At 67.5% G+C, this 19,193-nt stretch carries 15 protein-coding genes; 8 read left to right on the top strand and 7 right to left on the bottom strand.

Annotation, left to right across the window (positions count from 1 at the left end):
* Positions 1–74: 74 nt before the first annotated feature.
* Together KX816_12480 and KX816_12485 are read left to right on the top strand one after the other, a co-directional pair.
* Complete coding sequence (locus KX816_12480; GenBank protein QXQ05097.1) at positions 75–2,303, top strand: TonB-dependent hemoglobin/transferrin/lactoferrin family receptor; 2,229 nt, start codon at positions 75–77, stop codon at positions 2,301–2,303.
* The gene (locus KX816_12485; protein QXQ05098.1) at positions 2,303–2,782 is read left to right on the top strand and encodes a hypothetical protein; all 480 of its coding nucleotides are present in this window, start codon (positions 2,303–2,305) and stop codon (positions 2,780–2,782) included. The genes KX816_12480 and KX816_12485 overlap by 1 nt, the downstream gene beginning before the upstream one ends.
* On the opposite strand, the gene phoU is transcribed toward KX816_12485, so the two are convergent.
* From phoU to KX816_12515, 6 genes are all read right to left on the bottom strand, one after another.
* Complete coding sequence (phoU, locus tag KX816_12490; GenBank protein ID QXQ05099.1) at positions 2,779–3,486, bottom strand: phosphate signaling complex protein PhoU; 708 nt, start codon at positions 3,484–3,486, stop codon at positions 2,779–2,781. The two genes, KX816_12485 and phoU, sit on opposite strands and share 4 nt — an antisense overlap.
* Positions 3,487–3,520: 34 nt before the next feature.
* A complete protein-coding gene (gene pstB / locus KX816_12495) occupies positions 3,521–4,342 on the bottom strand; it encodes a phosphate ABC transporter ATP-binding protein PstB (protein ID QXQ05100.1) in 822 nt (273 codons plus the stop codon).
* 11 nt (positions 4,343–4,353) lie between these two features.
* On the bottom strand, positions 4,354–5,190 hold the full coding sequence (gene pstA, locus KX816_12500; protein ID QXQ05101.1) for a phosphate ABC transporter permease PstA: 837 nt from the start codon (positions 5,188–5,190) through the stop codon (positions 4,354–4,356).
* Positions 5,191–5,194: 4 nt separating this feature from the next.
* Positions 5,195–6,133 (bottom strand): phosphate ABC transporter permease subunit PstC, encoded by a 939-nt coding sequence (pstC, locus tag KX816_12505; GenBank protein QXQ08545.1) that lies wholly within the window; start codon positions 6,131–6,133, stop codon positions 5,195–5,197.
* A 58-nt stretch (positions 6,134–6,191) separates the two neighbouring features.
* Positions 6,192–7,214, bottom strand: a complete 1,023-nt coding sequence (gene pstS, locus KX816_12510; protein QXQ08546.1) for a phosphate ABC transporter substrate-binding protein PstS — start codon at positions 7,212–7,214, stop codon at positions 6,192–6,194.
* A 159-nt stretch (positions 7,215–7,373) separates the two neighbouring features.
* Positions 7,374–7,919, bottom strand: coding sequence for a hypothetical protein (locus KX816_12515; protein ID QXQ05102.1), 546 nt, complete (start codon positions 7,917–7,919; stop codon positions 7,374–7,376).
* Between the two features lie 163 nt (positions 7,920–8,082).
* On the opposite strand from KX816_12515, the gene clpB reads away from it, so the two are divergent.
* The 3 genes from clpB (at position 8,083) to KX816_12530 (ending at position 12,558) form a co-directional block, all read left to right on the top strand.
* Complete coding sequence (gene clpB / locus KX816_12520; GenBank protein QXQ05103.1) at positions 8,083–10,659, top strand: ATP-dependent chaperone ClpB; 2,577 nt, start codon at positions 8,083–8,085, stop codon at positions 10,657–10,659.
* A gap of 66 nt (positions 10,660–10,725) precedes the next feature.
* The gene (locus KX816_12525) at positions 10,726–11,688 is read left to right on the top strand and encodes an aspartyl/asparaginyl beta-hydroxylase domain-containing protein (protein QXQ05104.1); all 963 of its coding nucleotides are present in this window, start codon (positions 10,726–10,728) and stop codon (positions 11,686–11,688) included.
* 3 nt (positions 11,689–11,691) lie between these two features.
* Positions 11,692–12,558, top strand: a complete 867-nt coding sequence (locus tag KX816_12530; GenBank protein QXQ05105.1) for a sulfotransferase — start codon at positions 11,692–11,694, stop codon at positions 12,556–12,558.
* A gap of 12 nt (positions 12,559–12,570) precedes the next feature.
* Here KX816_12530 and KX816_12535 read toward each other — a convergent pair whose 3' ends face one another.
* Positions 12,571–13,182 carry a hypothetical protein gene (locus KX816_12535; GenBank protein QXQ05106.1) on the bottom strand — a complete coding sequence of 204 codons (612 nt, stop codon included), beginning with the start codon at positions 13,180–13,182 and terminating at the stop codon, positions 12,571–12,573.
* 163 nt (positions 13,183–13,345) lie between these two features.
* Here KX816_12535 and KX816_12540 point away from each other — a divergent pair, with 163 nt between their 5' ends.
* The 3 genes from KX816_12540 to KX816_12550 all read left to right on the top strand — a co-directional run bounded on the left by KX816_12540 (position 13,346) and on the right by KX816_12550 (position 19,139).
* A complete protein-coding gene (locus KX816_12540; GenBank protein QXQ05107.1) occupies positions 13,346–16,339 on the top strand; it encodes a TonB-dependent receptor in 2,994 nt (997 codons plus the stop codon).
* 84 nt (positions 16,340–16,423) lie between these two features.
* Positions 16,424–17,620, top strand: coding sequence for an aspartyl/asparaginyl beta-hydroxylase domain-containing protein (locus KX816_12545; GenBank protein ID QXQ05108.1), 1,197 nt, complete (start codon positions 16,424–16,426; stop codon positions 17,618–17,620).
* A gap of 85 nt (positions 17,621–17,705) precedes the next feature.
* Positions 17,706–19,139 (top strand): hypothetical protein, encoded by a 1,434-nt coding sequence (locus KX816_12550; GenBank protein ID QXQ05109.1) that lies wholly within the window; start codon positions 17,706–17,708, stop codon positions 19,137–19,139.
* Positions 19,140–19,193: the final 54 nt, after the last annotated feature.

Raw genomic sequence — 19,193 nt, forward strand, 5'->3', positions numbered from 1 at the left:
GGTCTTTTGCCATGATTGCGATTGACTCGCAATATCTACATGGTGTTATTGCGATCCATTCGCAGGGGGACTTGATGACAACAACGACGATGACGACGACGACGATGAAGCGCTACTTGCTGGCCGGCGCGGGCCTCGGCGCGCTGTTCGGGGCCGGGGCAGGCCATGCGGCGGCGGCAGACGACACGCTCGGCACCATCACGGTCACGGCGACGCGCATCGCGACGCCCGTGATCGAGGCGCCGGCGACGGTCAGCGTCATCACCGCCGCACAGATCGACGACCTGCTGATCGACGACATCAAGGACCTCGTGCGCTTCGAGCCCGGCGTGTCGGTGCGGGCGCAGCCGTCGCGCTTCACCGCGGCGCTCGGCTCGACGGGCCGCGACGGCAACAGCGGCTTCACCATCCGTGGCCTCGAAGGCAACCGCGTGCTGATCCAGACCGACGGCATCCGGCTCCCGGACGCCTTCGCGTTCGGCGCACAGGCCAACGGGCGCGGCGACTACGCCGACCTCGACCTGCTCAAGTCGGTCGAGATCCTGCGCGGCCCGGCGTCGCCGCTGTACGGCAGTGACGGCGTCGCGGGCGCGGTCAGCTTCATCACCAGGGACCCCGAGGACCTGCTCGCGGTCGGTGCCAATGTCGGCGGCCGGCTGCGGCTCGGCTATTCCGACGCCGACGGCAACTGGACCAAGGCGGGTGCCGTCGCGGGGCGAAGCGGCGACCTGCAGGCGATGGTCGCCTACACCCGCCGCGACGGCCACGCCCTCGACGACAAAGGCAAGAACGACAGCGCCAGCGTGCTTCGCACGACGCCCAACCCGACCGACGTCGACAACGACGCCGTGCTCGCCAAGCTGGTCTGGACCCCTGCCCCCGGCCACCGCCTCCGCGCCACCTACGAGCACAACGACCGCACCGTCGACACCGACGTGCTCAGCGCCATCGCGCTCCCGCCGCTGGGCGCGAGCAGCACGCTGAGCCTCCTCGCGCACGACACCAGCCGCCGCGACCGCGCCAGCCTCGACTGGGGCTACAAGGGCGAAGGCATCGTCGAGCAGGCCAGCCTGATCGGCTATTGGCAGGACAGCCGGACCCGCCAGTTCAGCGCCGAGGACCGCAACGTCTCCGCCGACCGGACCCGCATCAACCGCTTCGACGACCGCATCTTCGGCGCGGTCGGCGAGGCGACGCTGAAGTTCGACACCGGGGCGATCGGCCACCGCATCGTCACCGGCTTCGACGTTTCGCAAACCCTGCAGACCGGCCTGCGCGACGGCACCGTGCCGCCGGTCGGCGAGACCTTTCCGACCAAGGCCTTCCCGGACACCCGTTTCACCCTCGCCGGCGTCTTCGCGCAGGACGAGATCGACACCGGCGGCGGCCGCCTGCTGTTCTATCCGGCGGTGCGCCTCGACTATTACAAGCTCAAGCCCCGCGCCGATCCGCAGTTCCTCGGCACGCCCGCCGCCCAGCACGACAGCCGGGTGTCACCCAAGCTTGGCGCGATCGGCTGGCTGAGCGACAGCTTCGGGCTGTACGGTTCGTACGCCGCGGGCTTCAAGGCGCCGACGCCGAGCCAGGTCAACAACGGCTTTGTCAACCTCGTCCAGAACTACAGGTCGCTCGCCAACCCCGACCTCAAGCCGGAGACCAGCGACAGCGTCGAGGGCGGGCTCAGGGTGCGCAAGCTCGCGCTCGGCGGCGTCAAGCTCGATGCCAGCCTCACCGGCTTCTATGGCTGGTTCAAGGACTTCATCGAGCAGGCGCAGCTCGGCGGCAGCTTCACCCCTACCGATCCCGGCATCTTCCAGTACGTCAACGTCGGCCGGGTCCAGGTTCACGGCGTCGAGGCGCGCGTCGAGGCCGACCTCGGTGGCGGTTTCCGCATCGACAGCGCCGCCGCCCTCGCCCGCGGCGAACGCCACGCCGCCGGCATCGCCACGGCGTTGTCCAGCGTCGACCCCTTCAAGATCACCGGCGGGGTCTCGTACCGCGACCCGGAAGGCCGCTTCGGCGGGCAGGCGATCGTCACCCATGTCGCGCGCAAGGCCCAGTCGCGCGTCGCCGAGACCTGCTCGCCGACCTGCTTCACGCCGCCCGGCTTCACCATCCTCGACCTGACCGCCTACGTCCGGCCCGCGCCATGGGCGACCGTCCGCGCCGGCTTGTTCAACGTCTTCGACAAGAAATACGCCTGGTGGTCCGACGTGCGCGGGCTGGCGGCGTCGTCCGCGACGCTCGACGCCTACACCCAGCCGGGCCGCAACCTCAGCGTTTCACTGACCGGGACCTTCTGATGAGCGATGCGCGAGTCTGGATCGAGCGGCTGCAGCGGGCACCGCTGCCGACAGGGGTGCCGCTGCCGCGCTGTCCCGGCCTGACTCCGGACGAGCGCATCGTCGTTGCCGCGATCCGGCAGATGGTCATCGACGGGGTGACGGCGCCGGGCGCGGCCGAGGCGATCGCGCTGAAGCCGGAGAGCGCGGCGGTGTTCGGCGCGCTCGGGGCGTGGCTCGACCTGTTCGCGAGCCGGACGCGGTGGCAGATCGCGGTCGGTGCGCCGGTGCATTGCTGCCCCACCCCCGACGAGCTGGCGATGCTGACGGTCATCGAGGGGGCGCGGCGCGGCGAGTTCGCGCTGGTCCATCGGGTGCTCGGTCACTTCGTCGATGCAGCCGATATCGACGGCCTCGCGCACGCCAGCGAGATGCTCGGCGAACGTCTCGACGCGGCGGGGTTCGCGCTGGTTGCCCGACGGATCGGGCGGCAGGCCTAGCCGTCGCCGAGCAGGCCGTCGGCCTTTTCACGCCGCGCCACCGGCGCCCCGCTGATCGCGAAGCCGACCTGTTCGGCGATGTTGGTGGCCTGGTCGGCGATGCGCTCGAGGTTCTTCGCGATGAACTGGAGGTGGGCAAAGCCGGTCGCCGCGCCGATGTCCGCCGCGGTCAGCGTGACGAGCCGCTCGAAGACCCGGCTGTATTCGCGGTCGATCGCCGCGTCGCCCTGGACCGCATCGTGCGCCATCTCGATATCGCGCTCCAGGTAGGCGGCCAGCGCGATCCGGAGCAGCCGCTTGGCGAGGGCTGCAAGCTCGACCAACTCGCCGGCACCGCTCGACTCAGGCAGCTGGGCGAGGGTCACGGCGCGCTTGGCGATGTTCTTGGCATAGTCGCCGACACGCTCCAGCCAGCCGGCGATCTTGAGCGACGCCATGACCTCGCGGAGGTCGTCGGCAAGTGGCGAGTGGCGCGAGAAGATGCCGGTCGCGGCACGCTCGGCTTCTTCCTGCAGGGTGTCGATGCGGTCGTCGATCGCCGTCACCGCCAGCGCCGCAGCGACGTCGCGGTCGGTCAGCGCGTCGAAGGCGGCGGTGAGCTGGCTCTCGGCGAGCGCACCCATCTGGCCGACGATCGAACGCAGCTCCAGCAGGTCGGAGTCGTAGGACGACACCGTGTGCGGTAGCGGGGCAGTCGAGGTCATTGATCGTCTCCAAGGCTGGCCCGGCCGTGATGCCTCAACCGAAGCGCCCGGTAACATATTCGCGGGTCTGCTTTTCCCGCGGGTTGGTGAAGATCTCGGCCGTCGGCCCAACTTCGATGACCTGGCCGAGGTACATGAACGCGGTCTGGTCCGAGCTGCGCGCCGCCTGCTGCATCGAGTGGGTGACGATGATGATCGTGAAGTCGGCGCGGAGTTCGGCGATCAGTTCCTCGACCTTGGCGGTCGAGATCGGGTCGAGCGCCGAGGTCGGCTCGTCGAACAGCAGCACCTTGGGTTTCACCGCGATGGTCCGCGCAATGCACAGCCGCTGCTGCTGGCCGCCCGACATGCCGAGCGCCGAGCTGTGCAACCGGTCCTTGGCCTCGGTCCACAGCGCCGCCTTCTGCAGGCTCCACTCGACGCGCTCGTCCATCGCCGACTTGCTCAGCCGCTCGTGCAGCCGGACCCCGAAGGCGATGTTGTCGTAGATCGTCATCGGGAACGGCGTCGGCTTCTGGAAGACCATGCCGACGCGGGCGCGCAGGTCGGTCGGGTCGACCTTGGGATCGATCAGGTTGAGGCCGTCCATCAGCACTTCGCCGGTGGCGCGCTGGCCCGGGTACAGGCTGTACATCCGGTTGATGACGCGCAGCAGCGTCGACTTCCCGCAGCCCGACGGCCCGATCAGCGCGGTGACGCGCTTCTCCGGGAACTCGAGGTTGACCGAGGTCAGCGACTTGTGGTCGCCGTAGAAGAAATCGAGGTTGCGGGTGACGATGTACGGCGACGCTCCGGCGAGCGTATCGTGCCGCCCGACGACATCGGCGAGCGAGGACATTTCCGGCGGTTGGGTCATAGCGTTCATCCTTAGCGCCGACGGCCGATGGTGAGCTGCGCCAGGATGTTGATCATCAACACCCCGAGCGTGATCAGCAGCGCCCCGGCCCAGGCCAGCTGCACGAGATCCTCGTACGGGCTGGCGGCAAATTGGTAGATCGCAACGGGCAGGCTCGCCATCGGCTTGGCCAGCGAAACCGACCAGTTGAGGTTACCCAGCGACGTGAACAGCAGCGGCGCGGTTTCGCCCGCGACCCGCGCCAGCGCCAGCAGCAGACCGGTCAGCATGCCCGAGCCGGCGGCGCGCCAGGCGATCAGCGTCGTCACCTTCCACTTCGGCGCACCGAGTGCGGCGGCGGCTTCGCGCAGCGCGATCGGCACCAGCGACAGCATGTCCTCCGTCGTCCGGATGATGATCGGGATGGCGATGACGGCGAGCGCGACCGCTCCGGCGATGCCCGAGTAGGTCTGCGTTGTCGCGACCAGCAAGGTGTAGACGAACAGGCCAATCAGGATCGACGGTGCCGACAACAGGATGTCGCTGACGAAGCGCGTGACGTTGCCGAGCTTCGAACCGCGCGCATATTCGGACAGATAGGTCCCCGCCAGCACGCCGATCGGCGTGGCGATCGCCATGCCGATGCCGACCTGGATGAGACTGCCGATGATCGCGTTGGCGAGGCCGCCGTTCTCGCCGGTCGGGGCCATCGAGGTGGTCAGCGTGCTCCAGCGCAGCGCCGGCAGGCCGCGCGACAGCAGCGTCCACAGGATCGATGCGAGGACCGCCAGCGCGACCACCGCAGCGGTGGACGCGAGCACCGCGACGACGAGGTTGGTTGCCTTGCGGCGGGTGGCATGGGCGCTCATCGGATCAACTCGCGGCGCGGGGGGCGACCAGCAGGCGCGATGCCGACAGGACGATGAAGGAGATGATGAACAGTGTCAGCCCGAGGCCGAGCAGCGCCGCGAGCTTCATCGTGCCGAAGCCGGCCTCGGCGAACTCGTTGGCGATGGTCGAGGCGATCGTCGACCCCTGCGCGAAGATGTTGGGCGACAGGCGGGTCGCGTTGCCGATGATGAACACCACCGCCATCGTCTCGCCGAGCGCGCGGCCGAGGCCGAGCATCACCGCACCGACCATGGCGCGGCGGCCGTAGGGGATCGCGACGTGGCGGATGACCTCGAAACGGGTCGCGCCGAGACCGTAGACCGACTCCTTGAGCACCACCGGCGTGGCCCCCAGGATCTCGACGAACATCGCGGTGATCAGCGGCAGGATCATCACCCCGAGCACGAGGCCCGCGGTGAAGACACTGTTGCCCGAGCCGTAGTCGAGCACCTTGTTGAGGCCGGGGACGCCAGCAGCGGCATCGGCGACGTCGAGGATGAAGTGCTCCGCCAGCCACGGCGCGAGGACGAAGAAGCCCCACATGCCGTAGATGATCGACGGGATCGCCGCGAGCAGCTGGATCGCGACGCCGATCGGGCGGCGGAACGCCGAGGGCAGGATCTCGGTCAGGAAGTAGGCGACCCCGACCGACAGCGGCACCGCGATCAGCAGCGCCAGCACCGAGCTGAGCAAGGTGCCGTAGACCATGATCCCGGCGCCGTAATTGTTGTTCACCGAGTCCCACACCGGGGTCCACAGGAAGCCGATGCCGAACGCCTTGAACGCCGGCCAGGCGCCGTACGCGAGCATCAGTATGATCGCGCCGAGCAGGACCAGGACGATCAGGCCCGCGGTCGTGACGGTGCCCGAGAACAATTTCTCCGCGCCCGCCGAATGGCGCGGAGAATCGTCGGTCGGCATGGGCGTGGTGGCAAGCGGCCCGATCGGCAGCGGCACCGGTGTGGCGATGTCGGTCATCTTACTTGGGCAGCGTGGCGCCCGAGATGGCCTTCCACTCGACCCGGACACGCTGGATCGCTGCCGCCGGCAGCGGCAAATAGCCGAGCTGCTGGGCGAGCTTGCCGCCGTTCTTGAAGCTCCAGTCGAAGAACGCCAGGGCGGCGCTGGTGCCGGCGGCGTTGGTCGGCTTGGCGGGAACCAGGATGTAGGTCGCGCTGACGATCGGCCAGGTGTTGGCACCCGGCAGCGCCAGCATGTTGGCGACCGCGTTGGGGGCCTTGGCCCAGTCGGCCTGCGCCGCGGCAGCGTTGAAGCTGGCCGGGGTCGGGTCGATGAACTTGCCCGCCGCGTTGCTGAGCTTGGTCGTCGTCAGCTTGTTGGCGAAGGCATAGTTGAACTCGACGTAGCCGAGCGCGCCGACGGTGTTCTTGACGTTGCCGGCAACGCCGTCGTTGCCCTTGCCGCCCGAACCGGCGGGCCAGCTGATCGTCTTGCCGGCACCCAGCGTCCAGCCGTTGGCAGCCTTGGTCAGGTAGTTGGTGAAGATCGCGGTCGTGCCCGACGAGTCCGAGCGATAGACCGGCGTGATCGGCATCGGACGCAGCGGCACGCCCTTGTTGAAGGCGACAATGGCGGGATCATTCCACTTGGTGATCTTGCCCTGGTAGATCGCCGCGATGATGTCGGGGGTCAGGCGCAGCTGGTTGGCCGCGACGCCGGGCAGGTTGACGATGATGACTTCCGAACCGATCACGGCGGGGAACTGGACGAGGCCGTTCGAAGAAAGGTCCTCGGCCTTCATCGCGTCGTCGGACGCGCCGAAGTCGACGGTGCGGGCCTTGATCTGGGCCTGGCCGGCACCCGATCCGATCGCCTGGTAATTCAGCTGGTTCTTGGTCGCGGCCTTATAGGCTGAGCCCCACTTGGCGTAGAGCGGCGCGGGGAAAGTGGCGCCGGCGCCGGTGATGTCAGCGGCGACTGCAGGAGCAGCGAGGGCAGTTGCGGCGAGCAGCGCTGCAATCGTGCGCATGCCTCGGGTCATCACGACGGTCATTCCGAATCCTCAGATCAAGACGAACCGGTCGCGGCCCGACAAAAGTGTCGGTGGCAGAGTTTAGTTACAGTTAGGTGACAAAGACCGGCCGGTAACGCGGAAGTTACCGGCCGATCCTTCAGATCGATCGTCTCGCCGGGGCGCGCCCTACTGCGGCGTGGCGCTCGCGGTGGCCGCAGCGGCAGCCGTCTCGAACTCTGCGGCGGTCATGGCGATCATCAGGCCGCCCGCCCCTGCCGAGAACGCGTTCAGCGGTACGGCGACCGGACCCTTGGCGCTCTGGACGACAACATTGTCGGCGGCGATCGACTTGACGGTTCCGACCGGGCTGCCACTCGAGCCCTTCACCGAGGCACCGACGACGAGCGCACTCTTCAACGCCGCGGTCTGCTGCGCGGCCGCCTGGCTGGCGGCGGCGTCGATCTGCGCCTTGGTCACCGACACCATCGGACCCTTGGCCCCGGCGCCGAACGAAGCCTTTGGCATCGAAATCTTGTTGGTCCCTGTCGACACCACGACGAGGTCGCCGTTGATCGAATCGACCGTCCCGGCCTCGGCCCCTGTAGGATCGTAGACAGTCGCCCCGGCCGCGAGCGCAGGTGCCGCCGCGGCGGCGGGTGCAGGAGCCTGCGCGATGGCCGCGGTACCGACCGCAAGCGTTGCACCGGCAAGTAGAATAGTAAGACTATGCATAAAGTTCCTCCTTGTTCGCCGTAACGACACCTGTCCCGCCCGAGAGTTCCCCAACGCCGTAACAATCTGGTCGAAGCGTTCCGCGACAGGGTTGGGTGGAACCTTTCATTAACGATGTGATGCCCACTTGTGTTGCCCGCATACCACACCAATATCGAGCGTCATGAACATCGAAAAATTCTCTGACCGCGCCAAGGGCTTCCTCCAGTCCGCGCAGACCGTGGCACTGCGCCTGGACCACCAGCGCATTACGCCCGCGCACCTGTTGAAGGCGCTGCTGGAGGACGAGCAGGGCATGGCCTCCGGTCTGATCCGCGCCGCCGGGGGCGAGCCCTCGACCGCCGCGCAGGCCGTCGACCTCGCGTTGTCGAAGCAGGCCAAGGTCACCGGCGGCGGCGCCAATAGCCTGTCGTGGGACAACGACACCGCGCGCATCCTCGACCAGGCCGAGCAGATCGCCACCAAGGCCGGCGACAGCTTCGTCACCGTCGAGCGCCTGCTGATGGCGCTGGCGCTGGCGACGACCACCGACGCGGGCAAGGCGCTCGTCGCCTCGGGGATGACCCCACAGGGCCTCAACACCGCCATCGACACGGCGCGCAAGGGGCGGTCGGCGGACACCGCCGGGGCCGAGAACCAGTTCGACGCGCTCAACAAATACGCCCGCGACCTGACGCAGGCGGCGCGCGACGGCAAGCTCGACCCGGTGATCGGCCGCGACGAGGAAATCCGCCGCACCATCCAGGTCCTGGCACGCCGCACGAAGAACAACCCCGTGCTGATCGGCGAGCCCGGCGTCGGCAAGACCGCGATCGTCGAGGGCCTGGCGCTGCGTATCGCCAACGGCGATGTCCCCGACGGCCTCAAGGACCGCCGCCTGATGTCGCTCGATCTGGGCGCGCTGATCGCGGGCGCGAAGTACCGCGGCGAGTTCGAGGAGCGCCTGAAGGGCGTGCTCGACGAGGTCCGCGCCGAGGGCTCCGACGTCGTGCTGTTCATAGACGAGATGCATACGCTCGTCGGTGCCGGCGCGTCCGAAGGCTCGATGGACGCTTCCAACCTGCTCAAGCCGGCGCTGGCGCGCGGCGAACTCCACTGCATCGGCGCGACGACGCTCGCGGAATACCGCAAGTACGTCGAGAAGGACGCCGCGCTCGAACGCCGCTTCCAGCCGGTATTCGTCGGCGAGCCGACCGTGGAGGACACGATCTCGATCCTGCGCGGCCTCAAGGAAAAGTACGAACTCCACCACGGCGTCCGCATCACCGACGGCGCAATCGTCGCCGCCGCGACGCTGTCGAACCGCTACATCACCGACCGCTTCCTGCCCGACAAGGCGATCGACCTGATGGACGAGGCCGCCTCGCGGTTGCGCATGGAGGTCGAGTCGAAGCCCGAGGAGATCGAGAACCTCGACCGCCGCATCATGCAGCTGCGCATCGAGCGCGAGGCCCTGAAGCGCGAGACCGATGCTGCGTCGAAGGACCGGCTCGAGACGCTGGAGGGTGAGCTGGTCAACCTCGAGGAGCAGTCGGGCGCACTGACCGCCAAGTGGACCGCCGAGAAAGACAAGCTGGCGGGCGCGACCGACATCAAGGCGCAACTCGACGCGGCGCGGCTGGAGGTCGAGCAGGCCCAGCGCTCCGGCGACTATGCCAAGGCGGGCGAGCTGACTTACGGCCGAATTCCGGACCTCGAGCGCCAGTTGCACGAGGCCGAGCAGGCCACCGCCTCGGCGATGGTCCGCGAGGAAGTCACCAGCGACGACATCGCGGCGGTCGTCTCGCGCGCCACCGGCATCCCGGTCGACCGGATGCTAGCGGGCGAACGCGAAAAACTGCTCGGCATGGAGACGGCGCTGTCGAAGCAGGTCATTGGGCAGCCCGCCGCCGTGCGCGCCGTGTCGGCTGCCGTGCGCCGGGCTCGCGCCGGGCTGCAGGACCCCAACCGGCCGCTCGGCTCGTTCCTGTTCCTCGGGCCTACGGGCGTCGGCAAGACCGAGCTGACCAAGGCGCTGGCGCGCTTCCTGTTCGACGATGCAGCCGCGATGGTCCGCATCGACATGAGCGAATACATGGAGAAGCATGCCGTCAGCCGCCTGATCGGCGCGCCTCCGGGCTACGTCGGCTACGACGAGGGCGGCGTGCTGACCGAGGCGGTGCGGCGGCGGCCCTACCAAGTCATCCTGTTCGACGAGGTCGAGAAGGCTCATCCGGACGTCTTCAACATCCTGCTCCAGGTCCTCGACGACGGGCGGCTCACCGATGGCCAGGGCCGCACCGTCGACTTCACCAACACGATCATCGTGCTGACGTCGAACCTCGGGTCGCAGTTCATCGCCGCGCTCCGCGACGAACAGCCGGTGACCGACGTCGAGCCCCAGGTCATGGAGATCGTCCGCGGCCACTTCCGCCCGGAGTTCCTCAACCGCCTCGACGAGATCGTGTTGTTCAGCCGGCTGGCGATGGCGGACATGGGCGGCATCGTCGACCTCCAGCTGGAGCGCGTGCAGTCGCTGCTGCGCGACCGCAAGATCGTGCTGGAGACCACCGACGCGGCCCGGCGCTGGCTGGCGCGGGTCGGCTATGACCCGGTCTACGGTGCGCGGCCGCTGAAGCGCGCGGTTCAGAAGTTCGTGCAGGACCCGCTCGCCGACCTGATCCTGGGGGGCGAAGTCCCGGACGGGTCGACGGTCAAGGTCGACGAGGGGGACGGGAAACTGCTGCTGAGCGCCGCGTAAGGGGGACATGACAGGTCGGCATCGGCGCACTAAAACAGCATCGATGCCGACCGTCGCGACCATCCCATGCGCCTGAGCGAGCCACTGCTGCGGCTGCCGATCGCCTTCGATGTCGAGGCAATGGCGGCCGAAGTCCGTGCGCTGCCGGCGGCGGCGTGGGTCCCTCACCCCAGCGCCCTGCCCGGCAACGCCGCCGTGCGCCTCGTCACCACCAATGGCCAGATGAGCGATGCCACCGCGGCCCCGATGGCTCCGACCGCGCACCTGCGCGCCTGCCCCTACATCACCGAGGTGATGGCAGCGATCGGCGCAGTCTGGGGCCGCAGCCGGCTGATGCGCCTCGCGCCGGGAGCGGTGGTACCGCCCCATATCGACACGCACTTCTACTGGCGCACCCACGTCCGCCTCCATGTCCCGATCATCACGACCCCCGACGTGCTGTTCACCTGCGCCGGCGAGACCGTCCACATGGCGGCGGGCGAGTGCTGGGTATTCGACACCTTCTCGAGCCACCGGGTCCGCAACGGTGGCGCCAGCGCGCGCGTCCACCTGGTGCTCGACACCGTCGGCGGTGAGGGCCTGTGGGACCTGATCGAGGCCGCGCGCGCTGCCGCTCCCGGCACCAGTCCCGAGAGGCGGGTGGTCGTCCCCACCGGGTCGAGCTTCGACCGGCTGAGCTTCGAGCGCACCAACACGGCAAGCCTGATGTCGCCCTGGGAACTCCGCTACCACGTCGACTTCCTGATTGCCGAGGCCCTGCCCGGCCAGCCGATCGAGGTCGTCGCCCGCCGGCTCGACCGGCTCGTCGCGGGCTGGGCGGGCGCGTGGGCGCGCTACGGCTCGTCGAACGAGGGTGCGTCGACCTATCGCGAGCTGCTCGTGGTGCTCGAGGCAGACCTGCCTCGCCTCGGTGGCGCGCACCTGCTGCTCCGCAACGGGCTGACCGTCGACCGCCAGATCGCGGAGATCGTCTTCACCCTGAACGCCGCGCTGCCGCCGGTCGTCGGGGTCCGGGCCGCGACGCACTAGATCGTGGAAGACAGCCAGCGACGCGCCACCCACGACGCCGGCATCGACCGCCCGGTTTTCATCCTAAGTTCCCCGCGCTCGGGCTCATCGCTGCTGTTCCAGACGCTGGCCCAGGCCCCGGAAGTCCACACCATCGGCGGCGAAAGCCACGGGCTTATCGAGCAAATCCCCGGCCTGCACCCCCGCGAACGCGGCTGGACCTCGAACCGACTGACCGCCGCCGATGCCACTCCGGCGATCACGCGCGAGATCGCGCAGCGCTTCCGCGCCTCGCTCCGCGACCGCGACGGCAACGCCCCGGTCGGTCGGGTCAGGATGATCGAGAAAACCCCCAAGAACAGCCTGCGCGTGCCGTTCTTGGACACGGTCTTCCCCGACGCACAGTTCGTCTTCCTGTACCGCGATGCCCGCGAAACCATGTCGAGCATGCTGGAGGCCTGGGGCTCCGGCCGGTTCCGGACCTACCCGCTGCTGCCGGGCTGGCGGACGACGCCATGGTCGCTGCTGCTGGTTCCCGGCTGGCGCGAGTTGGGCAGCCTGTCCCTTCCGGAGATCGTCGCGCGGCAATGGGCGAGCACGATGGCCATCCTCCTCGATGATCTCGAGGCGATGGCGACGGGGCGCGTCGTGTCGGTGTCGTACGACGGCCTGCTCGCCGACCCGCAGGCGACGCTGAGTTCGCTCAGTGCTCGCGTCGGCCTCGGCTGGGACCGCATACTGGCGGAATCGCTGCCGCTGTCCCCGACGGTCGTGTCGGCGCCCCGCCCCGACAAGTGGACCCGTCACGAGGCCGCGATCGCCGCAGTCTGGCCAATCGTCGCTACTGTCGACGCGCGCGCCCGCGAGGCACTCGCCCGCTACGCCCGCTAGCCGCGACGCCCGCTAGCCGATCCGGCGCACTTTGGCGGAAGGACTACCGTCGATGCTCACCTTGAAGCTGCCGAACGCGCCGCGCTTGATCGTCGCGGTCGAGCCGGGCTTGGGAGCGCGGCCGAAGATCATCGCGTCGGTCTGCTCCCACCGCGCCCCATCCTCGAGCGTGATCACCAAGGCACCCTCGGCATTGTGGCCGACGGTGCGGATCTTGGCGGTGATTTCCTCGACCTCGTCGGCGCGCGCCGCCTTGCGGATGTCCTTGTCGTCCTTGTCGTCGTGATTGAACAGGCTGATGCTCGGCAGGCTGAAACCGAACAATTTGCGCTTGGCATCCTTGACCTGCTCGCGGTCGACCATGGCGATATCGCCGCGGGTGCGGGCCTCGCTCAACTGGCCAACATTGGCATCGTAGCACGCCAGCCGCGCCGTATTGTCGGTGATCGCCCGGCAGTCGAAGACCTTCTGCAGCGCCGGCGGGCTGTCGGAGGGGCTTCGCGCCTGGCTTGAACCGACACCGGCCACCAGCACTACTGCGGCGATGAGATACGACGGACGGACGGGCATCGGCACCTCGAAGAACAACGGAGCCGTGCCGTACCCCAGCGTCGCGCGGCGCACAACGCGGGCTGTCGCACTGTTGCCAAACGGTAACAACGTGGTCGATTCTCATCGCAACTGCAGCATGTCGATTGCTTGAGGCTTCTTTCGTCCTGTAGCTTGCTCCCATCGAATAACGGCAAAACCGCACAACGCGGTTTGCCGCTCAGAAGGGGTTCAAAGAATGCACTATAGCTTGAAGCGGCGTCTGCTCGCGTCGACGATCGTTGCAGGTACTGCAATGATGTCGGTCCCGACCTTCGCGCAGACCGTCGAAGCGCCGATCGCGCCCGCGCCGACCGAAGCCACCAAGAGCGCCACGTCGGGCCAGGGCTCGTCGGACGAGACCATCGTCGTCACCGGCTCGCGCATCCCGCGTCCGGAGCTCGCTTCCGCCAGCCCCGTTACTGTCGTCGGTGCCGCCCAGATCAAGCAGTTCGGCACCACGCGCGTCGAAGATCTCCTGAACTCGCTGCCGCAGGTCTTTGCCGGCCAGGGTGGTAGCATCTCGAACGGCGCTACCGGCACCGCGACGATCGACCTTCGCGACCTCGGGCCGAGCCGCACCCTGGTGCTGATCAACGGCCGCCGCCTGATCTCGGGCGATCCGCGCACCACCGACCAGGCTGCGGACATCAACCTAATCCCAGCTTCCCTCATCAAGCGGATCGACGTTTCGACCGGCGGCGCTTCGTCGGTGTACGGTGCCGACGCCGTCTCTGGCGTCGTCAACTTCGTCATGGATACCGAGTTCGACGGTTTCAAGCTCGACAGCCAGTACAGCCTGTATAATCACGACAATCGCGCCGGGAGCGACATCACCGATGCTCTGAAGGCACGCGGTTACGGCTACCCGAGCGGCAACGTCACCGACGGTGCTACCTATGATGCCACCGCCGTCTTCGGTGCAGGTTTCGATGACGGCCGTGGCCATGTCACCGCCTATGCTGGCTACCGCAGGATCAACTCGGTCTCCCAGGATCGCCGCGACTATTCGGCCTGCTCGCTGTCCGCCAACTCCACTGCCAGCGTTGCTGCAGGTGGCCGCAAGTACACCTGCGGCGGCTCAGGCACTTCGCCGGCGGGATCGTTCTACCAGGTCGATACCAAGACCTATTACCATGTCGAGGGTAACCAGTTCGCTCCCGGTCGAGTTCTCTACAACTTCGCGCCGACCAACTATTACCAGCGTCCCGACGAGCGCTACACGGCAGGTTTCTTTGCACACTACGACGTGGCCGATGCTTTCAAGCCCTATATGGAATTCATGTTCCAGGATGATCGCACTGTCGCGCAGATCGCGCCGTCGGGCGATTTCTTCAACACCGGGACGATCAATTGCGATAATCCGCTGCTTTCTGCGCAGCAGCAGGGGATCATCTGCACCCCCGGCAATACGACCGTCGATGACCGCGGCGTCACCCGGGCGGCCGTGTATGTCGGTCGCCGGAACGTCGAAGGTGGCGGTCGTCGCGATGACCTGCAGCACACGACGTATCGTGGCGTGATCGGTGCCAAGGGCGAATTCGCCAAGGGCTTCAGCTACGATGCCTATTACCAGTACAGCCGGGTCGACTTCGCGCAGACCTACCGCAACGACTTTTCGATCTCGCGTCTCGGCAAGGCGCTCGACGTCGTCGACGTAGGCGGCGTGCCGACCTGCCGCTCGGTTGTCGACGGCAGCGATCCCGCCTGCGTTCCCTACAACATCTTCACGACGGGTGGCGTCACTTCCGCTGCTCTTAACTACCTGCAGATTCCGTTGTTCTCGCGTGGCCAGACCAGCGAGCAGGTCGCCGATGCCTCGGTCACGTTCCAGGGTGGCGAGTACGGCCTGACGAGCCCGTTGGCCAACGAGGGCTTTGCGATGAACGTCGGTGGCGAATATCGTAAGGAGACGCTGAACTACGAAGTCGACACCAACTTCCTCAGCGGCGACGGTGCAGGCCAGGGTGGCCCGACCACGCCGAACTCGGGCACCTACAACGTCAAGGAAGGCTTCGTCGAAGCGTCCCTGCCGCTGGTCCAGGAAAAGCCATTTTTCTACGACCTTCGCGCGAGCGCCGGTTACCGTTACTCGCACTATGATATTGGCGGGGGCATCAACAAGTACAACACGGATACCTACAAGTTCGAGGGCTCGTGGGCCCCGGTCCGCGACCTGAAGTTCCGTGCCAGCTACAATCGCGCGGTTCGCTCACCGAACCTTTCGGAGCTGTTTGCGGCGCGGAGCATTGGTCTCGACGGTTCAAGCGATCCGTGCGCCGTCCTGCCTGATGAAACGGCCCCTCGCGCAACTGCAGCGCAATGCGCACTCACCGGCGTTTCCGCGGCACAGTACGGCACCTTCGCCGCTAACCCGGCCGGCCAGTACAACGGCCAGGTCGGCGGAAACCCGGACCTGAAACCGGAAATCTCGGACTCCTACACTGGCGGTGTTGTCTTGACTCCGAGTTTCCTGCGGGGCTTCCAGGCTACGGTTGACTACTTCCAGATCCAGGTGAAACAGCAGATCGGCGTCATCGGCGCCGATACGATCATCAACTCGTGCATCAGTGGCAACACTTCGGTGTGCGGCCTGATTGTTCGCGGTGCCTCGGGTCGCCTCGATCGTCCGGACGGTTATGTCATCGATACGAACCTCAACACCGGTAAGGTAAAGACCGCTGGTATCGACGTTACGATGTCGTACAGCCAGCCGATCGGTCGCTTCGGTACGCTCGGCGCCTCGCTCGTCGGCACCTACCTCGACAAGTTCAAGGTGTCGCCGATCGGCTCGGATGCTTACGAGTGCAGCGGTCACTTCGGTGCGCAGTGCGGTACTCCGCTGCCCAAGTGGCGCCACAATGCCCGCTTGACCTGGACGCTGCCCGAAGGTGTGAGCGTCTCGGGTGCATGGCGCTACTTCCGCAAGGTCAGCAATGAAGACGCCGGCACCACTGCAGTCGGCGGTAACCCGGGCAATGATCACATTGCGGCGCAGAGCTACTTCGACCTCTCGCTGACGGTGCCTGTTGCGGACAAGTTCACCTTCCGCATCGGTACGAACAACCTTCTGGATCGTCAGCCTCCGGTCAACGGTCAGGCTTTGCCGGTCACCGAGAACGGCAACACCTTCCCGCAGGTTTACGACGCCCTCGGCCGCTACATCTACGTCGGCGTGACACTCGACCTCTAGTCGCGAAGACGCTGACGAAACCGGGAACGGCGGGCCGCAAGGTCCGCCGTTTCTTTTTGTTTCGCGCTCTGGCAGTTGATCCGCATGGCTTCGACCGACCCTGACATCATCGACCCGGACATCGCGGCGCTGGATGCGGTCGAGGTCCAGGCTGACCGCGCTGCGTCAAGGGGCGACTTTGCTGCAGCGCAGGCGCTGTTAGCGCGCGTCGTCGAAGCTTCGCCGGCCCGCGTCGACACGTGGCTGAAACTCGCCGCGACACGACGCGCCGCCCGCGATCTTCCCGGTGCGCTCGCTGCAGTGGCCGGAGCGTTGAGCGTCGACCCATTGCATTTCATGGCGCTGCTCAGCCGCGCCAACCTGCTCGAAGCAACCGGCGCCGGGGCCGAAGCGGCGCGCACGTATTCACACGCCCTCGCCCAACTCGTCGACGGCGCGCCCGTGCCGGCGCAACTGACGCAGGCCGTCGCGCACGCCAGGACCCGCGTCGAGGCCTACCAACGGGGCGTCGCCGCCGCTTGGGACAGTGCTCTGGCGCAGGACCCGACATTATCGGATCTCGAACGCGCCAACCTCGAGCGCTTCAAGTCGAACGCGCTGCGCCGCACCAGGGTCTTTCACTCCGAACCAACGCATTACCATTTCCCGGGCCTGGTCGAGCGCGAGTTCCATCGCCGCGACGATGTCCCGTGGCTGGGCATGCTGGAGGACGCCACGCCGGCGATCCTGGCCGAGCTGACCGCGCTCCTCGAGCACCAATCGGCGCGGGCCGAGCCCTATATCAGTTATGCGCCGGGCACGCCGGTCCGGCAGTGGTCGGGGCTCAACAATTCGCTCGACTGGACTGCGTTCCACCTGCTCCACGGCGGGCGCGTCGTCGACGAGAACGCCACGCGCTGCCCCGAGACGATGGCGCTGCTGGCGCGGATCGACCAGCCGCGGATCGCCGGCCGCTCGCCGAACGCAATGTTCTCGTTGCTCCGCCCGCACACCCGGATTCCGCCGCACACCGGAATTGCCAACACCCGCCTGGTTTGTCACCTGCCCCTGATCGTGCCCGACGGTTGCTGGTTCCGCGTCGGTGCCGAGCGCCGCGAGTGGCGCGTCGGCGAGGCGTTCGTCTTCGACGACACGATCGAACACGAGGCCGCGAATGACAGCGACGAACCGCGGATCGTGCTCATCCTCGACCTCTGGCACCCCGGGCTGAGCCGCGCCGAATGCGCCGCGGTCGCGCGTGTCATGGAAGCCGACGAGGCCGGTCACGGGGCCGGGCTGTGAGAGCGTCACGATGACCGCGACAGCGGCAACCCCTTCATTCGAGCAACTATTCGAGGCTGTGCGCCGCCCAAGTCCCGACAGATCGGTGGCAGCCAACCTCGGACTGCGTGCCCTCGACGAGCGCCGGGAGGAGGACGTCCTGCCCCTGCTGGCGGTGCTCGCCGCGCAGGTGCCGCTCGATGCCACGCTGCTCCATGTCGTGGGCCTGCTGCACCGCGCCGTCGGTGACCACGTCGCTGCCCTCGAAGCGCTCGACCGCGCCGTCGGACTGACACCGGGCAGTGCGCGCCTGGTCCATGCCCGCGCCCACACCGCCATTGAGGCAGGCGTGGAAAGCCTCGGCTGGTTCGAGCGCGCACGACGACTGGCCCCGAACGACGGCGACATCATCCTCGGGCATGCTGCCGCAATGCTCGCCGCCGGCGATGAGTCGGGTGCCGACGCCTTGCTCGCCGGCATGCTTCGGACGCACCCAGGCTGGCTGGCTGGCCATTCGACGCTGATCCGCCTGCGTTTTGCCGCTGCGGGGGTAGACCGGGCGCTTGACGAACTCGATGCGGCGATTGCCAAGGCACCCCGGGACGCGCGGCTCCACGACCTGAAGATCATGGCGCTGCACCGGTCGGGATTCGGCGAGCTGGCGATGGCGGCGATCGCCGCTGCGAGGCCGGAACTCGGCGACATTCCGATGCTGATTGCGTCGACGGCGATGGTCGCGACCGAGCATGGCCAACTTGCCGCGGCAGACGCCGCCTTCGCCCGGCTCGATCCGCTCGCTGCCCCGTCGCTCGCGTTGCACTGGCTTCGTCACCTGCTGCGGAGGAAGGAGCCGGAGCGGGTTGCGGCCATCGCGGAGGGCCTGCCCAAGGCTTTGGACGAGACCGCGAGACCGTATCTGTCGCTGGCCTGGCGGCTGACCGGGGACACGCGCGCGGCCTGGCTCGACGACGACCGCTTCATCAAGATCATCGACTTCGGGGAGGACTGGCCACTGCTGGCACCGCTCGCCGACGCCCTGCGCCCGCTTCACCTGACCCGGCACCAACCACTGGACCAGTCGGTCCGCGGCGGCACCCAGACCGATGGCCCGCTGTTTTCGCGGATCGATCCGGCCATTCGTGCGGTCCGCAACCGCGTTTTCGCAGAGGTTGCCTCCTATATTGCCGCGCTGCCGCTGCCGGGTACGCCGCATCCGTTTCTGGCGCGCATCCCGCGACGGCCACGCTTTGCGGGCTCGTGGTCGGTCCGGCTCACCGATGGCGGATTTCACGAACCGCACGTCCATACAGAGGGTTGGCTAAGCTCGGCTTTCTACGTTGCGATACCACCGAGCGCGCGCGGCGACGCCGGCTTTCTAACTCTTGGTGAGCCGCCGGCGACCCTTGGGCTCGATTTGCCGCAGCACCGGATAATCGCAGCCCGACCGGGCCGGCTGGTCCTGTTTCCCTCGACGAGCTGGCACGGTACCCGCGCATTCCCGACCGGCGAACGGCTCACGCTCGCCTTTGACATTGCCTGACAGACTTGCAAGATAGCCACTTCGCGACCAGCACTATCGATATTGGCTGGTGGC

This window comes from Sphingosinicellaceae bacterium (genome assembly GCA_019285715.1).
Classification (GTDB): domain Bacteria; phylum Pseudomonadota; class Alphaproteobacteria; order Sphingomonadales; family Sphingomonadaceae; genus Glacieibacterium.